General features: G+C 60.9%; 11 protein-coding genes. 2 read left to right on the top strand and 9 right to left on the bottom strand.

Annotated features, from left to right (window positions below; translation table 11 throughout):
- Nucleotides 1-60: 60 nt before the first annotated feature.
- The gene (locus tag NQ492_RS11240; RefSeq protein ID WP_015547614.1) at nt 61-1731 is read left to right on the top strand and encodes a metallophosphoesterase N-terminal domain-containing protein; all 1671 of its coding nucleotides are present in this window, start codon (nt 61-63) and stop codon (nt 1729-1731) included.
- Between the two features lie 75 nt (nt 1732-1806).
- On the opposite strand, the gene NQ492_RS11235 is transcribed toward NQ492_RS11240, so the two are convergent.
- From NQ492_RS11235 to NQ492_RS11195, 9 genes are all read right to left on the bottom strand, one after another.
- Nucleotides 1807-4050: a DUF5689 domain-containing protein gene (locus NQ492_RS11235; RefSeq protein ID WP_022062050.1), complete on the bottom strand. Its 2244-nt coding sequence runs from the start codon at nt 4048-4050 to the stop codon at nt 1807-1809.
- 6 nt (nt 4051-4056) lie between these two features.
- Nucleotides 4057-4932, bottom strand: a complete 876-nt coding sequence (locus tag NQ492_RS11230) for an endonuclease/exonuclease/phosphatase family protein (protein ID WP_015547613.1) — start codon at nt 4930-4932, stop codon at nt 4057-4059.
- 19 nt (nt 4933-4951) lie between these two features.
- Entirely contained in the window at nt 4952-6706 is a 1755-nt protein-coding gene (locus NQ492_RS11225) for a RagB/SusD family nutrient uptake outer membrane protein (RefSeq protein ID WP_015547612.1), read from the bottom strand.
- Between the two features lie 13 nt (nt 6707-6719).
- Entirely contained in the window at nt 6720-10247 is a 3528-nt protein-coding gene (locus tag NQ492_RS11220) for a SusC/RagA family TonB-linked outer membrane protein (RefSeq protein ID WP_050794782.1), read from the bottom strand.
- 101 nt (nt 10248-10348) lie between these two features.
- Nucleotides 10349-11338 carry a FecR family protein gene (locus NQ492_RS11215; protein ID WP_022062047.1) on the bottom strand — a complete coding sequence of 330 codons (990 nt, stop codon included), beginning with the start codon at nt 11336-11338 and terminating at the stop codon, nt 10349-10351.
- Between the two features lie 73 nt (nt 11339-11411).
- Entirely contained in the window at nt 11412-11948 is a 537-nt protein-coding gene (locus NQ492_RS11210) for an RNA polymerase sigma-70 factor (RefSeq protein ID WP_015547610.1), read from the bottom strand.
- Nucleotides 11949-12424: 476 nt separating this feature from the next.
- The gene (locus tag NQ492_RS11205) at nt 12425-13390 is read right to left on the bottom strand and encodes a hypothetical protein (protein WP_015547609.1); all 966 of its coding nucleotides are present in this window, start codon (nt 13388-13390) and stop codon (nt 12425-12427) included.
- A gap of 229 nt (nt 13391-13619) precedes the next feature.
- Nucleotides 13620-15701: a M3 family metallopeptidase gene (locus NQ492_RS11200; RefSeq protein ID WP_015547608.1), complete on the bottom strand. Its 2082-nt coding sequence runs from the start codon at nt 15699-15701 to the stop codon at nt 13620-13622.
- 79 nt (nt 15702-15780) lie between these two features.
- Nucleotides 15781-17913: a M3 family metallopeptidase gene (locus NQ492_RS11195; RefSeq protein ID WP_015547607.1), complete on the bottom strand. Its 2133-nt coding sequence runs from the start codon at nt 17911-17913 to the stop codon at nt 15781-15783.
- 128 nt (nt 17914-18041) lie between these two features.
- On the opposite strand from NQ492_RS11195, the gene NQ492_RS11190 reads away from it, so the two are divergent.
- Nucleotides 18042-18755, top strand: coding sequence for an RsmE family RNA methyltransferase (locus NQ492_RS11190; RefSeq protein ID WP_015547606.1), 714 nt, complete (start codon nt 18042-18044; stop codon nt 18753-18755).
- Nucleotides 18756-18766: the final 11 nt, after the last annotated feature.

The following is an 18766-nucleotide window of genomic DNA, read 5'->3' as shown; positions in this document are numbered from 1 at the left end:
CGTCCTTTCCCCGCTTTTCCCGAAAGCCGTCCCATGCCGCAAACCGCAAAAACCGCAACCATGAAAAAACTGTTGCTTTTATTGGCCGCCCTGTTCGCAATATCCGCCGGCGGCATATGCTGTTCGGGTTCGGGCGACGATCCCGGAGAACAGGAAAAACCCGTCGATCCGCCCCCTTCGCCCGACGACGGCGTCGACTGGTCGAAGATCGACCCGAAAGCCACCGTGCGCGGGGTCGTGACGTGCGCCAGCGCCGCCGTGCAGGGCGTCGTCGTGACCGACGGCGTGAACATGACGCGCACAAACAAACAGGGGGCCTACGGGCTGCGCACGTCGTCCGACAAGTCGAAACTGGTCTACCTGACCGTCCCGTCGGGTTACGAGGTCGAATCCACGCGCGGGTTCATCCCCCGCTTCTACCGCAGGGTCACCGCTCCCACGAGCGTGGAGCAGGTGCAGCAGCACGACTTCACGCTGAAAAAGGTGAACAACGACCGCCACATTATGATCGTGTCGGCCGACATGCATATCCGCAACCGGGCGATGATCAAGACCACATCGTCGGCCACGCCGTCGATCTGTCCCCCGAAGGGCGAACTGGACTCCACGACGTTCCGCCGCACCTACCTCAAGGCGCTGCGCGACTACGTCAAAGCCCTGCCCGCAGGCGTGCCGGTCTACGGCATGAATCTGGGCGACATGACGCAGGAGTCGCACTGGACCAACGCCAACAAGGCGACGCTGGCCAATTTCGTCAACGTCTGCGAACGCGGGGGCATGCCGATCCAGACCTTCCACGCCATCGGCAACCACGACCACGACATGGCCGTGCAGAACATCGCCGGCGACGACGACTCGGCGGCCGAACTGGCCTATATCTCCGCGCTCGGGCCGACATACTACGCCGTCAACATCGGCAAGGTGCACTACGTCGTGTTCGACAATACGCAGTATGTCAACACCGGCGGCGACCGGTCGTTCGCCGTCCGCCTCAACCGGCGTCAGATGGACTGGGCGCAGAAGGACGCCGACTACATGCCGTCGGACGTCGAGCGCATCGTAATCGCGTGGCATTGCCCGGCCTTCCGCCGCAACCCGGGGGCCTCGTCGCCCAACCCGATGGACAACGCCGACGAATTGCTCGACATCTACAAGGACAAGCAGCTGCCTGTCACGATCTGGTCGGGGCACAACCACATCGCCGAAACGGTCACCGTACCGCGCAGCGACATGAGCGTGACCGAGTACACGCACCCGTGCGTATGCGGCGCATGGTGGTATTTCCCGCTCTGCCACGACGGCGCCCCGGCGACATTCACCCGTTACGATTTCAGCGGCGGAACGATCACGGAGCGGCGGAGCGTGAATTTCAGCGACAGCGACGAGCAATACTGCCGGGTCTACAACTCGGGGCTGAAAAACGCCGAAGGCAGGCCGGTCGTGCGCCTCAACGTCTGGGACTGGCATCCGACGTGGAAATTCGAATGCCGCGAAAACGGAGCCGCGGTTCCCGCCTCGCAGCTGAAGGCGGTCCGGGAGTACGACGACTATTACGTCACGGTCCACGACGCCTGCGGCAACGACATCTCCTCGTTCAGCTTCCTCGACAAATACCGCACCGACCACATGCTCGAATACACGCCCGTAACGCCGTCCGCCGAGATCCGGATAACCGCCACCGACGAATACGGCCGCCAGCTCTTCACCGTCACCACCAAGGCGGAGAACTGACCGGACGCAATCCGGCCTGTAACGAAGCGTCCCGGAGCGAATGCTCCGGGACGCTTTTCAATCATCGGGCAACCCCTACTTCGTCACACAGATATCGTCGATGAACCAGCGCGAGAACTCGCCCGAAGCGGGTTCGCTCGTAAAGCGCAGGGCCGTGGAGGCCGTCGCGCCGTCGATCGTCAGCGAATAGGTGTTGAACGCATCGGTCGCCAGTCCCGACACGACCTTCTTCGTCGCGCCGTCGATCGTTCCGCCGCCGATCACCTCGACGACGATCTCCGTCAGATCGCCCTTCTTGTCCTTGGGTTCGGTCGCCTTACCCTTGGGGCGATCCGAACAGGTCTTGTAGGCCATCGCGCGGAAAGAGAGGTTCAGATCGCCCGTTGCGTTCAGCGCCGGCGTGAGCAGTGCCCCCGCCTTATTCTCATACTCTGCCCGCTTCACGGCCTGCGACTCGACATAACCGATCTGGGCATAACCCGGACGCTGATGAACGTTGGTGCCCGAAAGTCCGTTTTTCAGCACGGCGTCCCATTCCGAGATGTCGCTGCCGCAATAGTTCAGCATGGCAGCCAACTTATCGCCGTAGAGGTAGTCCAACCCTTCGGTCAACCCGTCGAAAGGCTCGAAATAAACCGCTCCGACCGGTTTCGGTGTACTGAATTTCGGCACGGCCTCAATCGCGACGCACGAATGCAGGCGCGAATCCGAATTGTATCCAGCCGTACCGCCGTTGCAACTGACGTTGTCTGTCGGATAAAGTTTCAGTAGCAGCGTCTGGCCCTTCATCAGCCGCAACTGCGGCGTCAGGGTCACCGTAAAATAATAGAAATAGCCGCTGCTCGCAATCGCCCCGGGAATCGAGATGGCTGTCGAGCCGTCGGAGGGAGTGACGTACTCCGTGCCGTCGGTCGAATAGGCCACCGCCCAGTTCTTCGGAGCGCCGCCCGTTCCCGACATACCGAATGAGATGCGGAACGATGCAGGCATATCCTCGGCCAAAGGCACGGTCAGCAGGAAATAGGAGTCCTGACCGTAAACCATCGACTTGGCCGGAATGTTGTCATGCGCGGCCTCATCGGCCCAGTGCGTCAGCCGGAAATGGCTGCTGTTCGACGTCGGGGCCACCTTTGCCGTCAGCACGACGCATTTGGTGACATCCTTGTCCTCGACCTTGAAGTCTGCCCCCAATTTGTCGAACGTGCCATCGGTCACCGTCACGTACTTGCAATCCTTGTTGGCCTGCGAGGCGGCGTAGAACGAGAAGACATAGGGCAGCCTGATTCCAACCTGGGCGCCGAAGCGCAGCCCGGTGAGTTCCTTGTCCCCGGCCGTGCAGGGGCGGATCGCATAGGCGCCGTCCTGCGGCACAACGATTCCCTTGAGCACTCCGCTACCCGTCGGCGCAGGATCAATGCCAAACGAGGAAGCCTGCGAAGCCACCAGCCGGAAACGGTTGTTGTCGGGGTCCTGCATCGACAGATCGTCCTTGAGCGTTATACCGTTCAGCGAACCACCTTCCGGCACGTAGACCTGGGAATAAATGCCTGCATACATCGACTCGTAGGCTCCCGACCGAAGCTCCTCGTAGGTGATCTTCAAGGCTTCGATCTTCACCTGCGTCGTCTCCGTGCGGCTCACCTTGTCGTCCGCGGCGGGTTTCACCTCCATCACGCCGGTTTCGGGATTCACCCCGACGACCGCCCCCTTCAGGTCGATCTCCAGCTCCTCGCCCGGCTTGCGGTAGAGCACCTCGTCGGTGCGGAGCGTAATGCCGCAGTTGGCTTTCAGGGCGCTCTGGAGCGCGATGCAGTTGTCGTAATAGTTATTGTCCTGGACGCTCGACACCACGATTCCGCGCATCTTCACGTCCTGCGTCACGGAGTAGTCGCCGTCGGCGGCCAGTTTCCGCAGATCGGGGATCGAGAGATACCCCTCGGCCGTCGCCGAAGCCTGCACGAAGGACAACTCCTCCACGACCGCGGCATTCCGTTTGGCCGCAACGCGTATCGTCAGCGCACGGGAGCCGGAAGTATTGTTTTCGGCAATGGACACCGCCACGGTCGCCATGCCCGTGGCCTCGGTCTGCGAGAGTTCGGCCCACGAGGTGTCGTCGCCCGCGACGGAGATCGTCCAGTCGCAGTTGGCCTCGACGTCGAACGAGAGCGTCGTGGCGAACGACGGCGCGAGAATCGCGTGCGTGTTCAGCGCTACCCGCTGCATCGGCAGCGCCACGTCGTCCTTGCACGCTCCGGCCGCGAGCAGCAGCGCGAAGGCCGCCGCCGCCCGGAAAAAGCTATTCAAGAGTCTGTTTTTCATAATCGCTTACTTTTTGAGGTCTACCAGTACGGGAAGGTGGTCGGAGACCGTCATCACGTTGATCTCCTCGTACGAGGGCACGGCGGTGCGCAGCACCTCGTACGACGGCGAATTGCCCGTGTAGACGAGCACATAGTCGATGCGCGACGGCGAAGAGGTGTTCACGAAGGTATTGGCCGAGGTGCTGATGATCTTCCACGATTCGAGCGCCGCTGCCGGAAGCTTCGACGTGTTGAGGTCCCCCGCCAGGTAGATCGGCTTGGTATAGGCGGCGTAGTTGGCGGCGATATACTCGGTTATGATCTCGAACGACCGCTGGCGGTTCTCATCGCTCTGGTGGCAGAAGTGCGTGGCGATGAAGATGTAGCCGTCGAACTCCGCGAGGAAGAACTTCCGCGCCTCGGTTCCCGGCAGATCGCCCGCATAGGTGTTTTTAGGCGCCGTCTTGCAGAGGATGCCGATGCCGTAGTCGCCGCCGCGGTAGCTGATCGTCTTGCAGTAGTAGGGCCGCATCCCCGTGCGGTCGGCCAGTTCCTGCAACTGGTCGGTCTGATGCCACGTGGTGTTCTTGTCCAGTTCCTGCAACGCGATCACGTCGGGGTCCATCAGCGAGATGACCTTGGCCGTGTTGTTGTAGTTCGCGCGGTCGGTCCCGGAGTTCTGGGTCCATCCCTCGCAGCGGTGGGTGTTGTAGGTCGCCAGCCGCACCGAGTTGGGCAGGCGGTCGTAACCCTGTCCGTCGTAGGGATTGTCGGGTGCGTCGGAGGTCATGTCCCCGAAATCGAAGTCGGAGTTGTCGCCCTCCAGCCCGGAGCAGGCCGCCCCGGACAACGCCAGGCAGCAGCCGGAGAAGGCGAGCAGTATGAATCGCTTGATTTTCATAATCATTCTTTTTTTCAGGTTAGAAATTCAGGCCGTCGTTCCAGCCGGGGTTCTGCGTAATGGCGCCCTGGGTCAGCACCCGGTCGTCGGTGGGCACGGGATAGAGGTAGTCGCGCTCCTCGTTCCACGAACGGGCGTAATCCGTATGGATAATGATGTAGCCGCTGTCGCCCCCGCTCAAGAAGATCTCCTTGTTCAGCTCGTAGACCGCCGGGGCCGAGGTCGCGGGCTTCGAGCCGGACCAGATGCAGACGTCGTTCACGCCGTCGTTGTTCAGGTCGTAGGACCCCGTGCCGGGGAAATACAGCCCCGTGAAGGGTTTTTCGAAACGCTTGCCCTCCTTCCAGCGCATGATGTCCCAGTAGCGGAGGTTCTCCATCAGCAGTTCGACGGTGCGTTCGCGGCGGATTTCGAGGATCACGCCCTTGTTGTCGCCCGTCACGTTGGCATAGCCGGTCTCCGGCGAAGCCAGATAGGGGTCGGGCGAGGCGTTGGCCTTCGTGAGCGAGAGGTTGGCGACGCCCGCACGGTCGCGCAGCGGCTTGATCGCAAGGTCGATGTCTTCCTGCGTGAGGGTTCCCAGCTCGGCCTTGGCCTCGGCGTAGTTGAGCATCACCTCGGCGGCGCGCAGCAGCGGCAGGTCGTTCGTCGAAGCGTTGTACGAATCGTACTTGGCCGACTGGAGGTACTTCACCAGCTGGTACCCGGTCATCGTCGCCGCAAGGTTCGGGGCCGACAGCGCCGTGTCGTCGATGCGCTTGTACCCGGGCGTGCGGACCGTCTGTGCGAAGCGGCCGTCCCGGTTTTTGCTCTCCTCGGGGAGCTGCATCGTCTCCCAGCCGGGCTGCGAGGTGAAGGGCGTGCCGTCCTTCATCAGATACATGTTGGCGATGTTCTTCAGCAGGCCGGGGCGTCCCATCGTGATGCTCGTGAGGTAGCCGTTGACGTCGTGCTTCAGACCGATAGCCGTGTTGTAGGCCCGGGCGAGCACGATTTCGGTGTCGAGGGCCTTGAGCGACGAGAAAAGGTTGAGATACGGCGTCGTTCCCGTCGTGTAGACCGAGTATCCGCTCTCGTCGGTGAAGCGCTTCGACGCCGTCGCACAGGCCGTAAGATAGCTTTCCCAGTCCTTCAGCCCGTGATACTTGCGGAAGGTTCCCTCGAACAGGCAGACGCGGCTCTTGAGCGCCAGCGCCGCCCAGCGCGTCACGCGGTAGACCGACCTTTCGACGGGCAGGTTGGTAACGGCGAAATCGAGGTCTTCGATCACCTTCTGCATCACCATCTCGCGCGGATCGCGGCCCTTTTCGAAGAGCAGCGGGTCGCCGGCGTCGATCGGACGGTCGACCCAGGGCACGTCGCCGTAATGCTTCACCTTCTCGAAGTAGAACCACGCCCGGAAGAAGCGCGCCACGCCCTCGTACTCGAGCCGCACGTGCTCGTCGGCACAGTTGGAGGAGTATTGGAGGAAGAAATTGATGTCGCGCAGCTTCTCCCACTTCCAGGAGCCAGCCGTCGCGGGCACGGTGCGGTTGCCCAGCACCTCGCTCGTGAGCGTGGTCTTGGCGATGATGTCGGCCGTCTCGCCGTAGATGGTCCCGGCGGAGGGGAACATCGTGTAGAAATCGTTGGTGTAGAGCTGACACTCCTCCTCCGTGTGGAAGAAGTTATCGGGAGTGAGCCGGTCCTTCGGGTAGCGGTCGAGCGCGTCCTCGCAGCTGCAAAGTCCGCACGCCGCCACACCGGTCAGTATATAAAGAATGTATTTTTTCATAACGGCAATCGCTTTAGAAGGTTAAGTTCAGACCCACGGAATAGGTCCTGCACCAGGGATAGACGTTCGACTTCTTGTCCGAATCGGCGGCAGCCTGCTCGGGATCGAGGAAATCGTTTTTCAGGGCGCTCCACGTGGCGAGGTTCTCGCCGCTGAAGTAGACACGGCACTCCTTGATGCCGACCTTCGAGGTCAGCCGCTTGGGAATCGTGTAGCCGAGGGTGAGGTTTTTCAGCCGGCAGTAGGCCAGATTTTGCAGGTAACGGTCGTTGGTATAGTAGGCCGTGCCCTGCGTCGAGTTGAGCGACGTATAGGCGCGGGCGCGCGGGAGATAGGCGTCGGGATTGCTCTCGCTCCACACCTGACTCATAAAATTCTTCGGAATGAAGGTCGCATAGGGACGGCTGTACGGCCCCCAGAAGCGCAGGTTGTCCGCGCCGGGATACCAGTCGAGCCGGCCGATGCCCTGCATGAACACCGAGAGGTCGAATCCGTACCACGAAAGGTTGAGCGTGAGTCCGTACTGGTAGCGGGGCGACGAGTTGCCGATCACGCGGCGGTCTCCCGGGTCTTCCAGCGTTCCCTTGCCGCCGTCGACGATACCGCTTCCGTCCAGGTCGAGGTACTTGATGTCGCCTCCGCGAACGCCCTTTCCATAGGCTCCCGTCGCGGAATAATATCCTGCGGCGACCTTCGAAAGGTCCACGCGCGAAGCGTACTCGGCGGCCTCCTCGTCGTTGCGGAACAGCCCGTCGACCTTATAGCCCCAGATTTCGCCGTACTTCTTGCCCACATAAGGGCCTCCGATCAGCCCCGAGGGGTTGTCGCACTTGGTGTACTCGGCCGTGTAGTCCGAGAACGTCCCCGTGATGCCGTAGCTGAAGGTGCTTCCGGCGAGTTTGAACGAGTCGCGCCAGCCCAGCACCAGTTCGTAACCTTTCGTACGGAGGTTGTTCGAGTTGACCTGCGGTTCGTTGGCGCCGTAGATCGAGGGCAGCGACTTGCCCTTGCCCAGGATGCCCTTCGTGTCGCGGATGTAGAAATCGGCCGTCAGCGAGAGACGATTGCTGAACATGTTGAGATCCGCGCCGAGGTTCTTCGAGATGACCTTCTCCCAGGTCTGGTTGCCCGACACGGGATCGCTCACCGTGGCGTGCTGGCCGAGAATCGTACCGTCGAACGAATAGTCGCCCATCGAGCCCTTGGTCGTGATGGTCTGGATGAAGTCGTAGTAACCGATCTGCTGGTTGCCGAGCGAACCGTACGAAAGTCGGATCTTGAGGTTGTCGACCGTCTTGCGCAGCGGTTCGAAGAACGCCTCCTCGCTGATGCGGTATGCCGCCGAGAACGAGGGGAAGAAGCCGTAACGCTTGCCGCGCGGGAAACGCGACGTACCGTCGTAGCGTCCGTTGACTTCGGCCAGGTACTTGCCCTTGTAATCGTAAGCCGCGCGGTAGAACCAGCCCATGATGGCGTATTCGTTGCGGCCTCCGTTGAGCGTGAAGTTGGTCGTACCCTTGGCGAGGTTGAAGTCCGAGAGGTCCTCGGACAGCAGTCCGTCGTTGGCCGCCGTGAGGTCGCGGTAATACTTGGCCTCGTAGTTGTAACCGGCGATCAGCGTCAGGTTGTGCTTCTCGCTGAAGGTCTTGTTGTAGGTTCCGTAGACGTCGGCCACATAGTAGTTCTGGTCCCAGACGACCTCCTTGTACTTGTTGGGGAAGCTTCCTTCGGGTTCGGTCATCACCTCGCCCGGATACTGCGAATACTGGACATTGACGCTGCGGTAGTCGTTGTGGAGGTATCCCTGCGTATAGCTGAAGTCGGCCTTTACGTTGAAGTTTTTGTGCAGTTTGAACGTGGCTTCGAACGTCGTGGTGATCTCCTGCGTCTTCTTGTTGCCGAAGCTCTTGCCCTTCTGCATCATGGCGCTGTAACCGTCCATCAGGTAGTGGGTCGACGACTGGGTCATCGAGGTGTGCGACACGGCGGTCCCGTCGGGATTCACCGGCACGAACGACGCCAGGGCGTGCAGCGTGGGTTTGCGGAAGTTGTTATACTCGTCCTCGTAACCGTAATACTTGTAGTTCGACTGGAAGAACTTGGTGTTGCTGGCGATGGTCAGCCAGGGTTTGATCTCGGCCTGGAGCTTCACGCGGAAGTTGTAGGACTTGAACATGTCCGGCTCGATGCGGTTGACGCCCTTCTGCTGGTAATAGCGTCCGCTGACCATGTAGGAGAGCGCCTTGGTTCCGCCCTTGATGTTGATGTTGTGGTCCCACGTCGGGCGGCTGTCGTCGTAGAGGTAGTTGTACCAGTCGAAGTTGGCCAGATAGACGTACTGCTGACGGCCGTTGCGCCTGTCGGTGACGACCCACGGACGCGCCGGGTTCTCGGTCTTGTCGTTGCGCCGCTCCCAGAGAGCCTTGTAGTCGGCCTCGGTGTAGGAGGTGTAGGGGGTGTTCTGCGTGGCCATCATAAAGAAGTCGGCGATCTTGGCCGAGTAGTATCCGCGCGTCTCGTAGTCGGTCGAGGTCGTGGGGCTGGAGACGGAGAAATAGCCGTTGTACGACACTTCGGCCTTCTCGTTGTACTTGCCGCTCTTGGTGGTGATCAGGATGACGCCGAAGGCTCCGCGTGCGCCGTAGATGGCGGCGGACGAAGCGTCCTTCAGGACCGTGATCGACTCGATGTCGTTCGAGTTGATGCGGTCGGGATAGGTCTCGACGCCGTCGATCAGCACCAGGGGGCTGCCGCCGTTGGGCGAGGTCGTACCGCGGATGTTGTAGGTCGCTCCGGCTCCGGGCTGTCCCGACGAGAGCGTCACGTTGAGGTTGGGGATCACGCCCTGCAAGGCGCGGCCCACGTTCGACACGGGACGGTCTTTCAGCTCCTTCTGCGACACGGTGGCCACGGCTCCCGTGAGGTTGGCCTTCTTCTGCACGCCGTATCCCACCACGACCACCTCGTCGATGCTCTGCTGGGCGTAGGTCAGCACCACGTCGAAGAACGTGCGGCTTCCGACCGCCGATTTGTAGGTGTCGAAGCCGATGAACGACACTTCGAGCATGGCTTCGGCCGTAAGCGCCGGGAGGGTGAGCGTGAAGCTGCCGTTCATGTCGGTCGATATGCCCCGGGTCTGCCCGGCATCGGTCACGAGGACCGTGGCGCCGATCACGGGCGCACCCTTCTCGTCCTTGACGACGCCCTTCACCGTCTGGCGCTGGGGCGCGGCGTCCTTGACGAGGATGATCCTCCGGTTCTCGAAACGGCACGAGCAGTCGGGCAGCATCTGCCGCACCACCTCGGACACGGGCTTGCGCACGGCCGCGACGGACACGATCCGCTTGAGGTCGAAGTCGCCGTTATTGTAGAAAAACGTGTAATTGGTCAGTCGCTCTATCTCTTTCAAAACCTGTTCGACAGAGACGTTTTCCTTGGCAATGCTAACCGTGGGGGGGGGAGTTTGCGCCCGTCCTCCCGTGGTCAGAAAAAGCAATAGCAGGGCTGCACCAAGGATTTTAGCTTGGATAAGTTTACGCATGGGTTTGTAATTTAGGTAATGGTCGAAACGGCCGGAACGGATTCTGCGTTCCGGAAGTGAAAGCGGGAAAGTCCGGGTCCTTTTTACATAGGCGCGTAATTTTAGGAATTTTTCGGTTGTTTGGGAATGATCGTTATGCGCCGCCCTGCGCAGACGTAGTCCATCTCCACGACGAGCGACATGGCTTTCAGAATCTCCTCGATACTTTCGTTGCGGATCAGCTTGAACGACATGCGCACCTGCCGGGTCCACGCCTCGGGAGCGTCGATCTCGACGGCGTACCAGCGTTCGAGGTTGGTGAGAATGTCGGCCAGCGAGGTGTCGTCGAACGACAGCGAGCCGCCCATCCACTGCGAGTAGTTGCGCGTCGAGACCCGCGAGCGCGAGGCGCGCCCCTCCTTCCTGTCGAACACCAGCCTGTCGCCGGGTTTCAGCGTCACGGGCGCCGGCAGACGGCCGCCGTAGGCGCGGATGCTGCCGTTGCAGAGAATGGCCTCCGTGGTCGCGAACTCGGCGTAGTTGATCACGTCGAACTCCGTGCCGAGCACCTCGATGTTCATATCCTCCATCTGCAGGATGAACGGACGGTCGGCATCGTGCCGGACCTTGAAGAAGCCTTCGCCGTCGAGTTCCACCACCCTGCGGCGCCCCGTCAGGTCGCCGTAGTACCGGAGCACGCTCCCGGCGTTGAGCCAGATATGCGTACCGTCGGGCAGTACGTACTCGCCCTTGTCGTGGGCCGAGGTGACGATGTTGGTTTCGATCTTCGTGCGCAGGTAATCCTTCACCACGACGTAGTTCGTTCCGGCGGCCAGCAGCACGACGGCGGCCGCGGCTGCGACGTTGCGCCAGATGCGGCGGACGCGGAACCGCTCGCCGCGGCGCATCGCCTCGTGGAGCCGTTCGAGTTTGCGTTCACGGCCTCCCGGCTCTTCGGCCCGGAGTCCGTTCCAGTAGTTTTCCAGCGCCCGCTCCTTTTCATCGCGCGAGGCGGGGTCGCGCAGCCACTCCGCGAAGCGCTGCTGCACCTCCCCGGGCATGTCGCTGCCGAGGAAGGTTTCGATAATGGTTTTTATTCGATTTACAGACATAACGATCTTTCCCGTTTCACCAATAAGACGGTTCACGCGGCCGTTACGCACGCCCGAAAGGTGAAAAAAGTTTTTAGAAGAAAAACAGGATCAGCGTGACGAGTTTGCGCAGTTCGGACAAGGCCCTCGAAATCTGATTTTCGACGGTGCGCGTGGAGATGCCAAGACGCCGGGCGATTTCGTCGTTGGCGATGCCCTCCTCACGGCTCATGCGGAAGATGCGCTGCCGCTGCCCGGGCATCTTCTCCACCGCCAGCTGAATCAGCAGCAGCAGGTCGCGGTTGTCCACGTCCGGAAGTTCGTATTCGGGCAGCAGATTGGTCTGCCGGGCGAAGTTGGTCCGCACCGCGCGGCTGTCGAAACGGTCGTATACGGCATTGCGGGCCATGCGGAACAGGTAGGAGCCGAAGGCCGTGACGCCGGCCATCGTGCTGCGGTTCTGCCAGATTTTCAGGAACAGGTCGTGGGTGATGTCCTCGGCCTCTGCCCGGTTCTTGAGCATGCGGCACAGAAACTCCTCGGTCTTCGCCGCATACCTCATGTAGAGGGCGTCGAACGACGCGCGGTCGCCGCGGGCAAGTTTTTCGAGCAGTGTTCTTTCGTCTTCCATGGGAAATAGCCGGTATGAACGGGGACGGGGTAAAAGTAGTAATTTTTTACTACTTCGTCGCGGCCCGTGCAAAATTTAGTCGTTTTTTCATTTCTGCGGCGGGCGGAAGCGGCGTTTCGGATTCCAGACGCCGGAGGCCTTTCGTTTCGATAATCGAAACGCCGCCTCCCGGAATAACCGATTATCGAAACCGGAGCGGCGATAATCCGTTCGATACACGAAATTAGAACATCGCATTTCGGATTGTTTCGATTTCCGTCTTGGTTCGTCCGCCGAAATGGCGTACGTTTGTATCAGTTCCGAAAGGGGCTATGAAGAATTCAGTTTGCATGTAGTGACGCCCACAGAAGTTGGAAGGATTGCTTGACAGTGACGCAACTATGTTCCGCACATCCGGAGGCTTCGAGGGGAGGGTTGTGAAACCCTCCCCTTTCTTTTTGTGCCCGCCGGAGAGACTCCGCATCGGGAACGGGGCGTCAGCCCAGCTGGGCGACGATCTCGCGCTGACGCTTGAAATAGTGGATGCGCCGCAGCTCTCCGCTGCCGGATATGAGCGTCGAAAACCGGCTCTGGGTCTTGATCCATTTCTTCACGTATTCGTACATCAGCGGATCGGGCGTCCGCAGTCCGTTCAGCGAGAACATTCCGATGTTCACGGCCTGGTGTCTGCTGGTCGTGACATAGCTGTACGACGACTCGAGGTCGATGTCCGAAAGATAGAGGAAGATCCTGTTGCCGTTCTCGAACTCCCCCTTGACCGCCACCGTCTCCATCTCGTCGAGCATGGCGAAGAGTTCGTCCCGGAGCACGCGAACGCTCTCCTGCGAAATCAGGTGCATCTCCCGGTAGGCGCGCAGGGCGTTGAGCCAGTGCTTGAAATTGCTGTCGTCGAAGATCAGGTAGGTCGTCGCGACCGACTGCACCCACCGGACATACTCCCGGCAGTTGCGCTGCAATTCCGCGGGGAGCTTCAGCTCCTCGAAGGTCCTCACGGCGGGGTTGCCCACTTCGTGCTGGTAAAGCCATTTGAAGAGCTTGAACCGGTTCAGGTTGTCGTATTTGCCGTAGAACTCCGCCGGCAGCGAATTGGTCGCCGTGGCAAATTCGGTCGTGGGGTCTGACGCCACCTCGCGCATAAAGGCGATGTCGCGTTCCAGAATCTCGTTATAGGTTTCGAGCAGCGCGGTGAACTCCTTGAACTTGAGCTGGAATGACAACTTGTCCGTAGCCGCCAGCCCCACCACCCGGTCGAGCGAGAAGTGCATCCGCGCGCACAGCGCGCTGGCTTCGCCGAAGGTGAACGGCACCTCGCCGCGCAGCCTCCTGTAAGCGGCCTCGCGGCCTATGTTCAGCATGTCCATCAGCAGCGAAGCCGGATTCGAATGCTGCGGCGTATGCGCATGGATCGCCTCGATCAATGCGGCATTCGATTTTTCAAGCATAGATATAGTCAACAAAAAATTCTCTTCCCAAGTCGCAAAGATACGAAAAAACCGGACGGTTGCAAAACTGAATCGCGCCCGGCGGGGGGGGGCGGACAGACGCGTCGGCGCCCGCGGCGCCGAAGATCCGAATGCCCGACCCGGAACCGCAGCCTGCCGTTCCGGTCCCCGGGATACGAAAAGAGGAGGGCCTGTGCAGGCCCTCCTCCGGAATCGGTGAACGGATCGCTTATTTTCCCAGACCCATCTTTTCGATGAGGGCGCGGGTTTCGGGCTTGTGGCCGCGGAAACGCACGTAGAGTTCCATCGGGTGCTCCGTGCCGCCCTTCGAGAGGACGTTCTCGCGGAACGACGAAGCCGCCTCGCGGTTGAAGATGCCCTTCTCCTTGAAGAGCGAGAAAGCGTCGGCCTCGAGCACCTCGGCCCACTTGTAACCGTAGTATCCGGCGGCGTAACCGCCCGAGAAGATGTGGCCGAAGGCCGGAGCCATCGCCGTTCCGGAAACGACGGGCAGCACCTGCGTCGGGGCCATCGAGACGGCTTCGAACTGCTCCACGTCGCCCTCGAACGGCTCGGTGAGCGTATGCCATGCCATGTCGGTCATGCCGAACGACAGCTGGCGCACGTTGGCGTAAGCCGCCAGATAGTTCTGCGCGGCGACGATGCGGTCGACGATCTCGGCGGGCATCGGCTCGCCGGTCTCGTAGTGCACGGCCCACAGGTCGAGGAACTCCTTCTCGGTCGCCCAGTTCTCCATCAGCTGCGAGGGCAGTTCCACGAAGTCGCGGTAGACGTTCGTGCCGGTCTGCGACTCGTACTTGCCCTCGCCCAGCATGCCGTGCAGGGCGTGTCCGAATTCGTGGAGGAAGGTCTCCAGCTCGTCGAACGTCAGCAGCGACGGAGCCGTTTCGGAGGGCTTGGTGAAGTTCATCACCAGCGACACCAGCGGACGGATCTCCTTGCCGTCCTCGATCTTCGTGCCGCGGAACTCGGTCATCCACGCCCCCGAACGCTTCGACTCGCGGGGGAAGAAGTCGAGGTAGAGGACCGCCATGAAGCGTCCGTCGGCGTCCGTCACGTCGTAGGCCGTCACGTCGGGATGGTACACCTCGATCTTGTCGTCGGGCGTGAAATTCAGCCCGTAGAGCTTGTTGGCCAGCATGAAGACGCCCTTCTTCACGTTTTCGAGTTTCAGGTAGGGTTTCACCAGCTCGTCGTTCAGGGCATATTTCTCATCCTTGTATTTCTCGGTGTAATAGGACCAGTCCCAGGGCATCAGCTGTCCCTTGAAACCGAGCGTAGCGGCGTAGTCGCTCACCGTGCGGTAGTCGGCGTCGGCATAGGACTTGGTCGCGGCCAGCAGTTCCGCGAGGAAGTCGTTGACCGTTTTCGTATTCTCGGCCATGCGGCGTTCGAGCACGTAATCGGCATAGCACTTGTAGCCCAGCAGGTTGGCGATCTTCAGACGCGTATTGGCGATTTTCTTCACGATCTCCGTGTTGTCGAACTCGCCGCCCAGCGCCCTCGAATTGCTGGCTTTCCAGAGTTTCTCCTTCAGTTCGCGGTTCGAGGAATAGGTCATAAACGGCAGGTAGCTGGGATGTTGCAGCGTCACGGTCCAGCCCTTCTCGCCGCGGGCCTTGGCCTCGGCGGCCATGCCTTCGCGGACGAATGCGGGCAGCTCGGCCACCACCTTCGGATCGGTGATGTTGAGCGTGAATGCGTTGGTCGCGGCCAGCGCGTTCTGCCCGAACCGGAGCGTCAGCCCCGAGAGTTCGGAGGTGTACTTGCGGTAAAGCTCCTTGTCGGCGTCGGAAAGGGCCGCGCCGCTGCGAGCGAAACTCTGATAGGTGTCCTCGAGCAGTTTCCTGTCCTCTTTGCGAAGACGTCCCGGATGCTCGTAAACCTGTTTCACCCGGGCGAACAGCTCGGGATTGAGCGAGATGTCGTTCGACAGTTCGGTCAGCTTGGGCTGCACGCGCTGTGCGATCTGCTGCATTTCGTCCGACGTGTCGGCTTCGAGCAGGTTGAAGAAAAGCCCCGCGATGCGATTGAGCAGCTCGCCCTGACGCTCCAGCGCCACGATCGTATTGCCAAAGGTGGGTTTCTTGGGGTTGTTCACGATCGCGTCGATCTCGGCGCGCGAGCAGGCGATCGCGGCATCGAACGCCGGTTCGTAGTCCGCGAGTTTTATCTCGGAGAACGGCGGGGTCTCATGGGGCGTATCCCATGCGGCCAGCAGGGGATTCGACAGATCGAGTTCGGGCAGCTGCGCTTTGGGGATCGAATTGTCGGCGCAGCCTGCCGCCATAGCGGAAACGGCCATAATAAACAGTACTTTTTTCATTATCATATCAAATTAGCGGTTTCTTTTCCGATGGGTTCGAGTTTCAGTTTTCCCGGGCGGCGGATGCCGTTTCGGCGGCGGGAGCGGCGTCCTCGCCGGACGGTTCGGGTTCATTCAGAAGCCCCCGGCCGCGAAGCATCGCCCGCTTGTCGGGGTCCTTGCCGCGGAAGTCGCGGTACATGGTCATGCCGTCCTCCGAGCCGCCGCGGGCGAGGATCTTGCGGCGGAAATCGCCGGCGATCTTCTTGTTAAAGAGGTCGCCGCTCTCGCGGAAGGCCTCGAAGGCGTCCTTGTCGAGCACCTCGGCCCACGTATAGAAATAGTAGCCCGCAGAGTAGCCGCCGTCGAAGATGTGCGAGAAATAGGGGTAACGGTAGCGCGGCTCGATCTGCGGGATCAGCCCGCGTTTTTCGGTCAGGGCCTTGCGCTCGAAGGCCATCGGGTCGAACGGCTCGTATTCGGTGATCGAGTGGATGTCCATGTCCGAAAGCGACGCGGCGATCAGCTCGGTGGCCATGAAACCCTGGTTGAAAAGTTCGCTGCGGCGCAGTTTGTCGACGAGGTATTTCGGAATCACCTCGTTCGAACGGTAATGCACGGCATACTGCTTGAGCACCTCGGGATCGAACGCCCAGTTCTCCATCAGCTGCGAGGGCAGCTCCACGAAATCGCCCTCGACCTCCGCGAGTCCGCGGTACTTCACGTCGTGGAACAGGAAGTGGAGCGCATGCCCGAACTCGTGGAACAGCGTCTCGGTCTCGTCGAGGGTCAGCAGCGCGGGATTGCCCCCCGCCGGGCGCGTGAAGTTGCAGACGACCGACACCACGGGCGCCACGCGCTTCCCGTCCTCGTAGGTCTGCTCCACGTAGTTGCCGCACCACGCGCCCTGGCTCTTTCCGTCGCGCGGGAAGTAATCGAAATAGAGCACGCCCAGATGCGACTGGTCGACGTCGAGCACCTCGTAAGCGACCGCCTCGGGGTGGTACAGCGGCACGACGATCGGGCGGAACGTGATGCCGTAGAGCCGGTTGGCGAGGAAGAAGATGCCTCCCTGCACGTTCTCCAGCGAGAAATAGGGCCGCAGCATCTCCTCGTCGAGGGCATATTTCTGCTTGCGGACCTTCTCGGCGTAATACCACCAGTCCCACGACGCGAACTCTCCCTCGGGGAAATCCTTCCGGAACAGCTCCTCCATCTCGGCCAGCTCGCCCTTGGCGCTTTCGAGCGCCGGGGTCCAGATCTCCTCCAGCAGGCCGTACACGGCGTCGGTCGTTCCGGCCATCTCGTCGTCCACGACGTAGGCGGCATACGAGGGATAGCCCAGCAGGTGGGCCTTCTCCGTGCGCAAGCGGATGAAATCGTTGATCAGCTGTTTGTTGTCATACTCGTCGCCGTTGTTGCAGCGGTTGAGGTAGGCCTTGTAGATCTGCTCGCGCAGTTCGCGTTTCGACGAGTAGGTCAGAAACGGGATCAGGCTGGGCTTGTGCAGCGTAAAGACGTATTTGCCCTTCCGGCCCATCGCCTCGGCCTTTTCGCGGGCCAGATCGCGGGCCGTGGCCGGAATGCCGTCCAGATCGGACGAGGCGAGTTCCAGCGCATAGTTGTTGTTCTCGGCGAGGAGGTTCTGCCCGAACTTCACGGCCGTGAGCGACAGCTCCTCGTTGATCGCCTTCAGACGCGCCTTCCGCTCGGCGTCGAGCAGCGCTCCGGCGCGCACGAAACTGCGGTAGGTCTTCTCCAGCAGACGGCTCTGCTCGGCGTCGAGTCCCAGCGCGGCGCGACGGTCGTAGACGGCTTTGATCCGTTCGAAAAGTTTCCCGTTGAGACGGATCTTGTCGGCGTGCGCCGCCATCCGGGGCATAATCTGCTCCTCCAGCGCCTGCATTTCGGAGGTGTTCTCCGCGGCGCAGAGCATCCCGAAGATCAGCTCGACCTGCGAAAGCATCTTTCCCGAAGCGTCGTAGGCGAGGATGACGTTCTCGAACGTCGGCGCGTCGTTGTTCGACGTGATGGCGTCGATCTCGGCCTCGTGCAGCGACATGCCGCGTTCGATCGCAGGCAGGAAGTGCTCCGGTTCGATCTTGTCGAAGGGCGGCACGCCGTATGGGGTCTCCCATTCGGCGAAAAAAGGATTTTCGCCCACGGTTTTCCCGGACTTGCAGGATATGAATGTCATAGCCAGAAAAAGTGTTAATAAAGCGGTGATACGTTTCATCGATCGTGTTATTTTAGTAACTTTGTCGCGCATTATTCGACAAAGTTAGGGAAAAATCTGTAAATAGAATAAATAATAGGTCTCCAATCATGCAACTTTTCTACGCGCCGGACATCGTCCCCCCGCTTCATACGCTGAACGAAGAGGAGTCGAAACACTGCATCCGCGTACTGCGGCTCCAGTGCGGCGGGCGCATCCATATAACTGACGGACGGGGCAATTTATTTTGTTGCGAAATCACCGACGACAATCCCCGGCGCTGCACCGTGCGGGTCGTCAGCGCCGAAACCGGGTTCGAAAAACTGCCTTACGCGCTGACGATGGCCGTCGCGCCGACCAAGAATTCGGAGCGTTTCGAATGGTTTTTGGAAAAAGCCACCGAGGTGGGCGTCACAGCCGTCGTGCCGCTGGAAACGGAACACAGCGAACGCCGGGTCTTCAAGCCCGAGCGGGGCGAGAAGGTCGTCACCGCGGCGTTGAAACAGTCGCTCAAGGCCTACCGCCCCGTGCTGCATCCGCTCACCCCCTTCCGCGAAGCGGTGCTGTCGGCCCCCGAGGGGCGGAAGTTCATCGCCCACTGCGCCCCGGCGCAGTCGCCCGCCGGGAAGGCCTACCTGGCCCGCGCGCTCCGTCCGGGCGAGACGGCCACGGTCTTCATCGGTCCCGAAGGCGACTTCTCGCCCGGCGAAATCGCCTTCGCGCTGGCCAACGGTTTCGAAGAGATCACCCTCGGACGACAGCGTCTGCGCACCGAGACCGCGGCCCTCGCGGCGGTGGTCATGGCATCGGTGGTCAACGGTTAAGAATACGATAA

Source organism: Alistipes shahii WAL 8301 (assembly GCF_025145845.1).
Lineage (GTDB): Bacteria > Bacteroidota > Bacteroidia > Bacteroidales > Rikenellaceae > Alistipes > Alistipes shahii.
Note: the sequence above shows the minus strand (reverse complement) of the source record. Positions and strands in the feature narration are given on the sequence as shown.

Excerpts from the sequence above, each read along its gene's own strand:
- NQ492_RS11240 (WP_015547614.1), top strand. The coding sequence starts at position 61 with ATGAAAAAACTGTTGCTTTTATTGGCCGCCCTGTTCGCAATATCCGCC.
- NQ492_RS11235 (WP_022062050.1), bottom strand. The coding sequence starts at position 4,050 with ATGAAAAACAGACTCTTGAATAGCTTTTTCCGGGCGGCGGCGGCCTTC.
- NQ492_RS11230 (WP_015547613.1), bottom strand. The coding sequence starts at position 4,932 with ATGAAAATCAAGCGATTCATACTGCTCGCCTTCTCCGGCTGCTGCCTG.
- NQ492_RS11225 (WP_015547612.1), bottom strand. The coding sequence starts at position 6,706 with ATGAAAAAATACATTCTTTATATACTGACCGGTGTGGCGGCGTGCGGA.
- NQ492_RS11220 (WP_050794782.1), bottom strand. The coding sequence starts at position 10,247 with ATGCGTAAACTTATCCAAGCTAAAATCCTTGGTGCAGCCCTGCTATTG.
- NQ492_RS11215 (WP_022062047.1), bottom strand. The coding sequence starts at position 11,338 with ATGTCTGTAAATCGAATAAAAACCATTATCGAAACCTTCCTCGGCAGC.
- NQ492_RS11210 (WP_015547610.1), bottom strand. The coding sequence starts at position 11,948 with ATGGAAGACGAAAGAACACTGCTCGAAAAACTTGCCCGCGGCGACCGC.
- NQ492_RS11205 (WP_015547609.1), bottom strand. The coding sequence starts at position 13,390 with ATGCTTGAAAAATCGAATGCCGCATTGATCGAGGCGATCCATGCGCAT.
- NQ492_RS11200 (WP_015547608.1), bottom strand. The coding sequence starts at position 15,701 with ATGGCGGCAGGCTGCGCCGACAATTCGATCCCCAAAGCGCAGCTGCCC.
- NQ492_RS11195 (WP_015547607.1), bottom strand. The coding sequence starts at position 17,913 with ATGACATTCATATCCTGCAAGTCCGGGAAAACCGTGGGCGAAAATCCT.
- NQ492_RS11190 (WP_015547606.1), top strand. The coding sequence starts at position 18,042 with ATGCAACTTTTCTACGCGCCGGACATCGTCCCCCCGCTTCATACGCTG.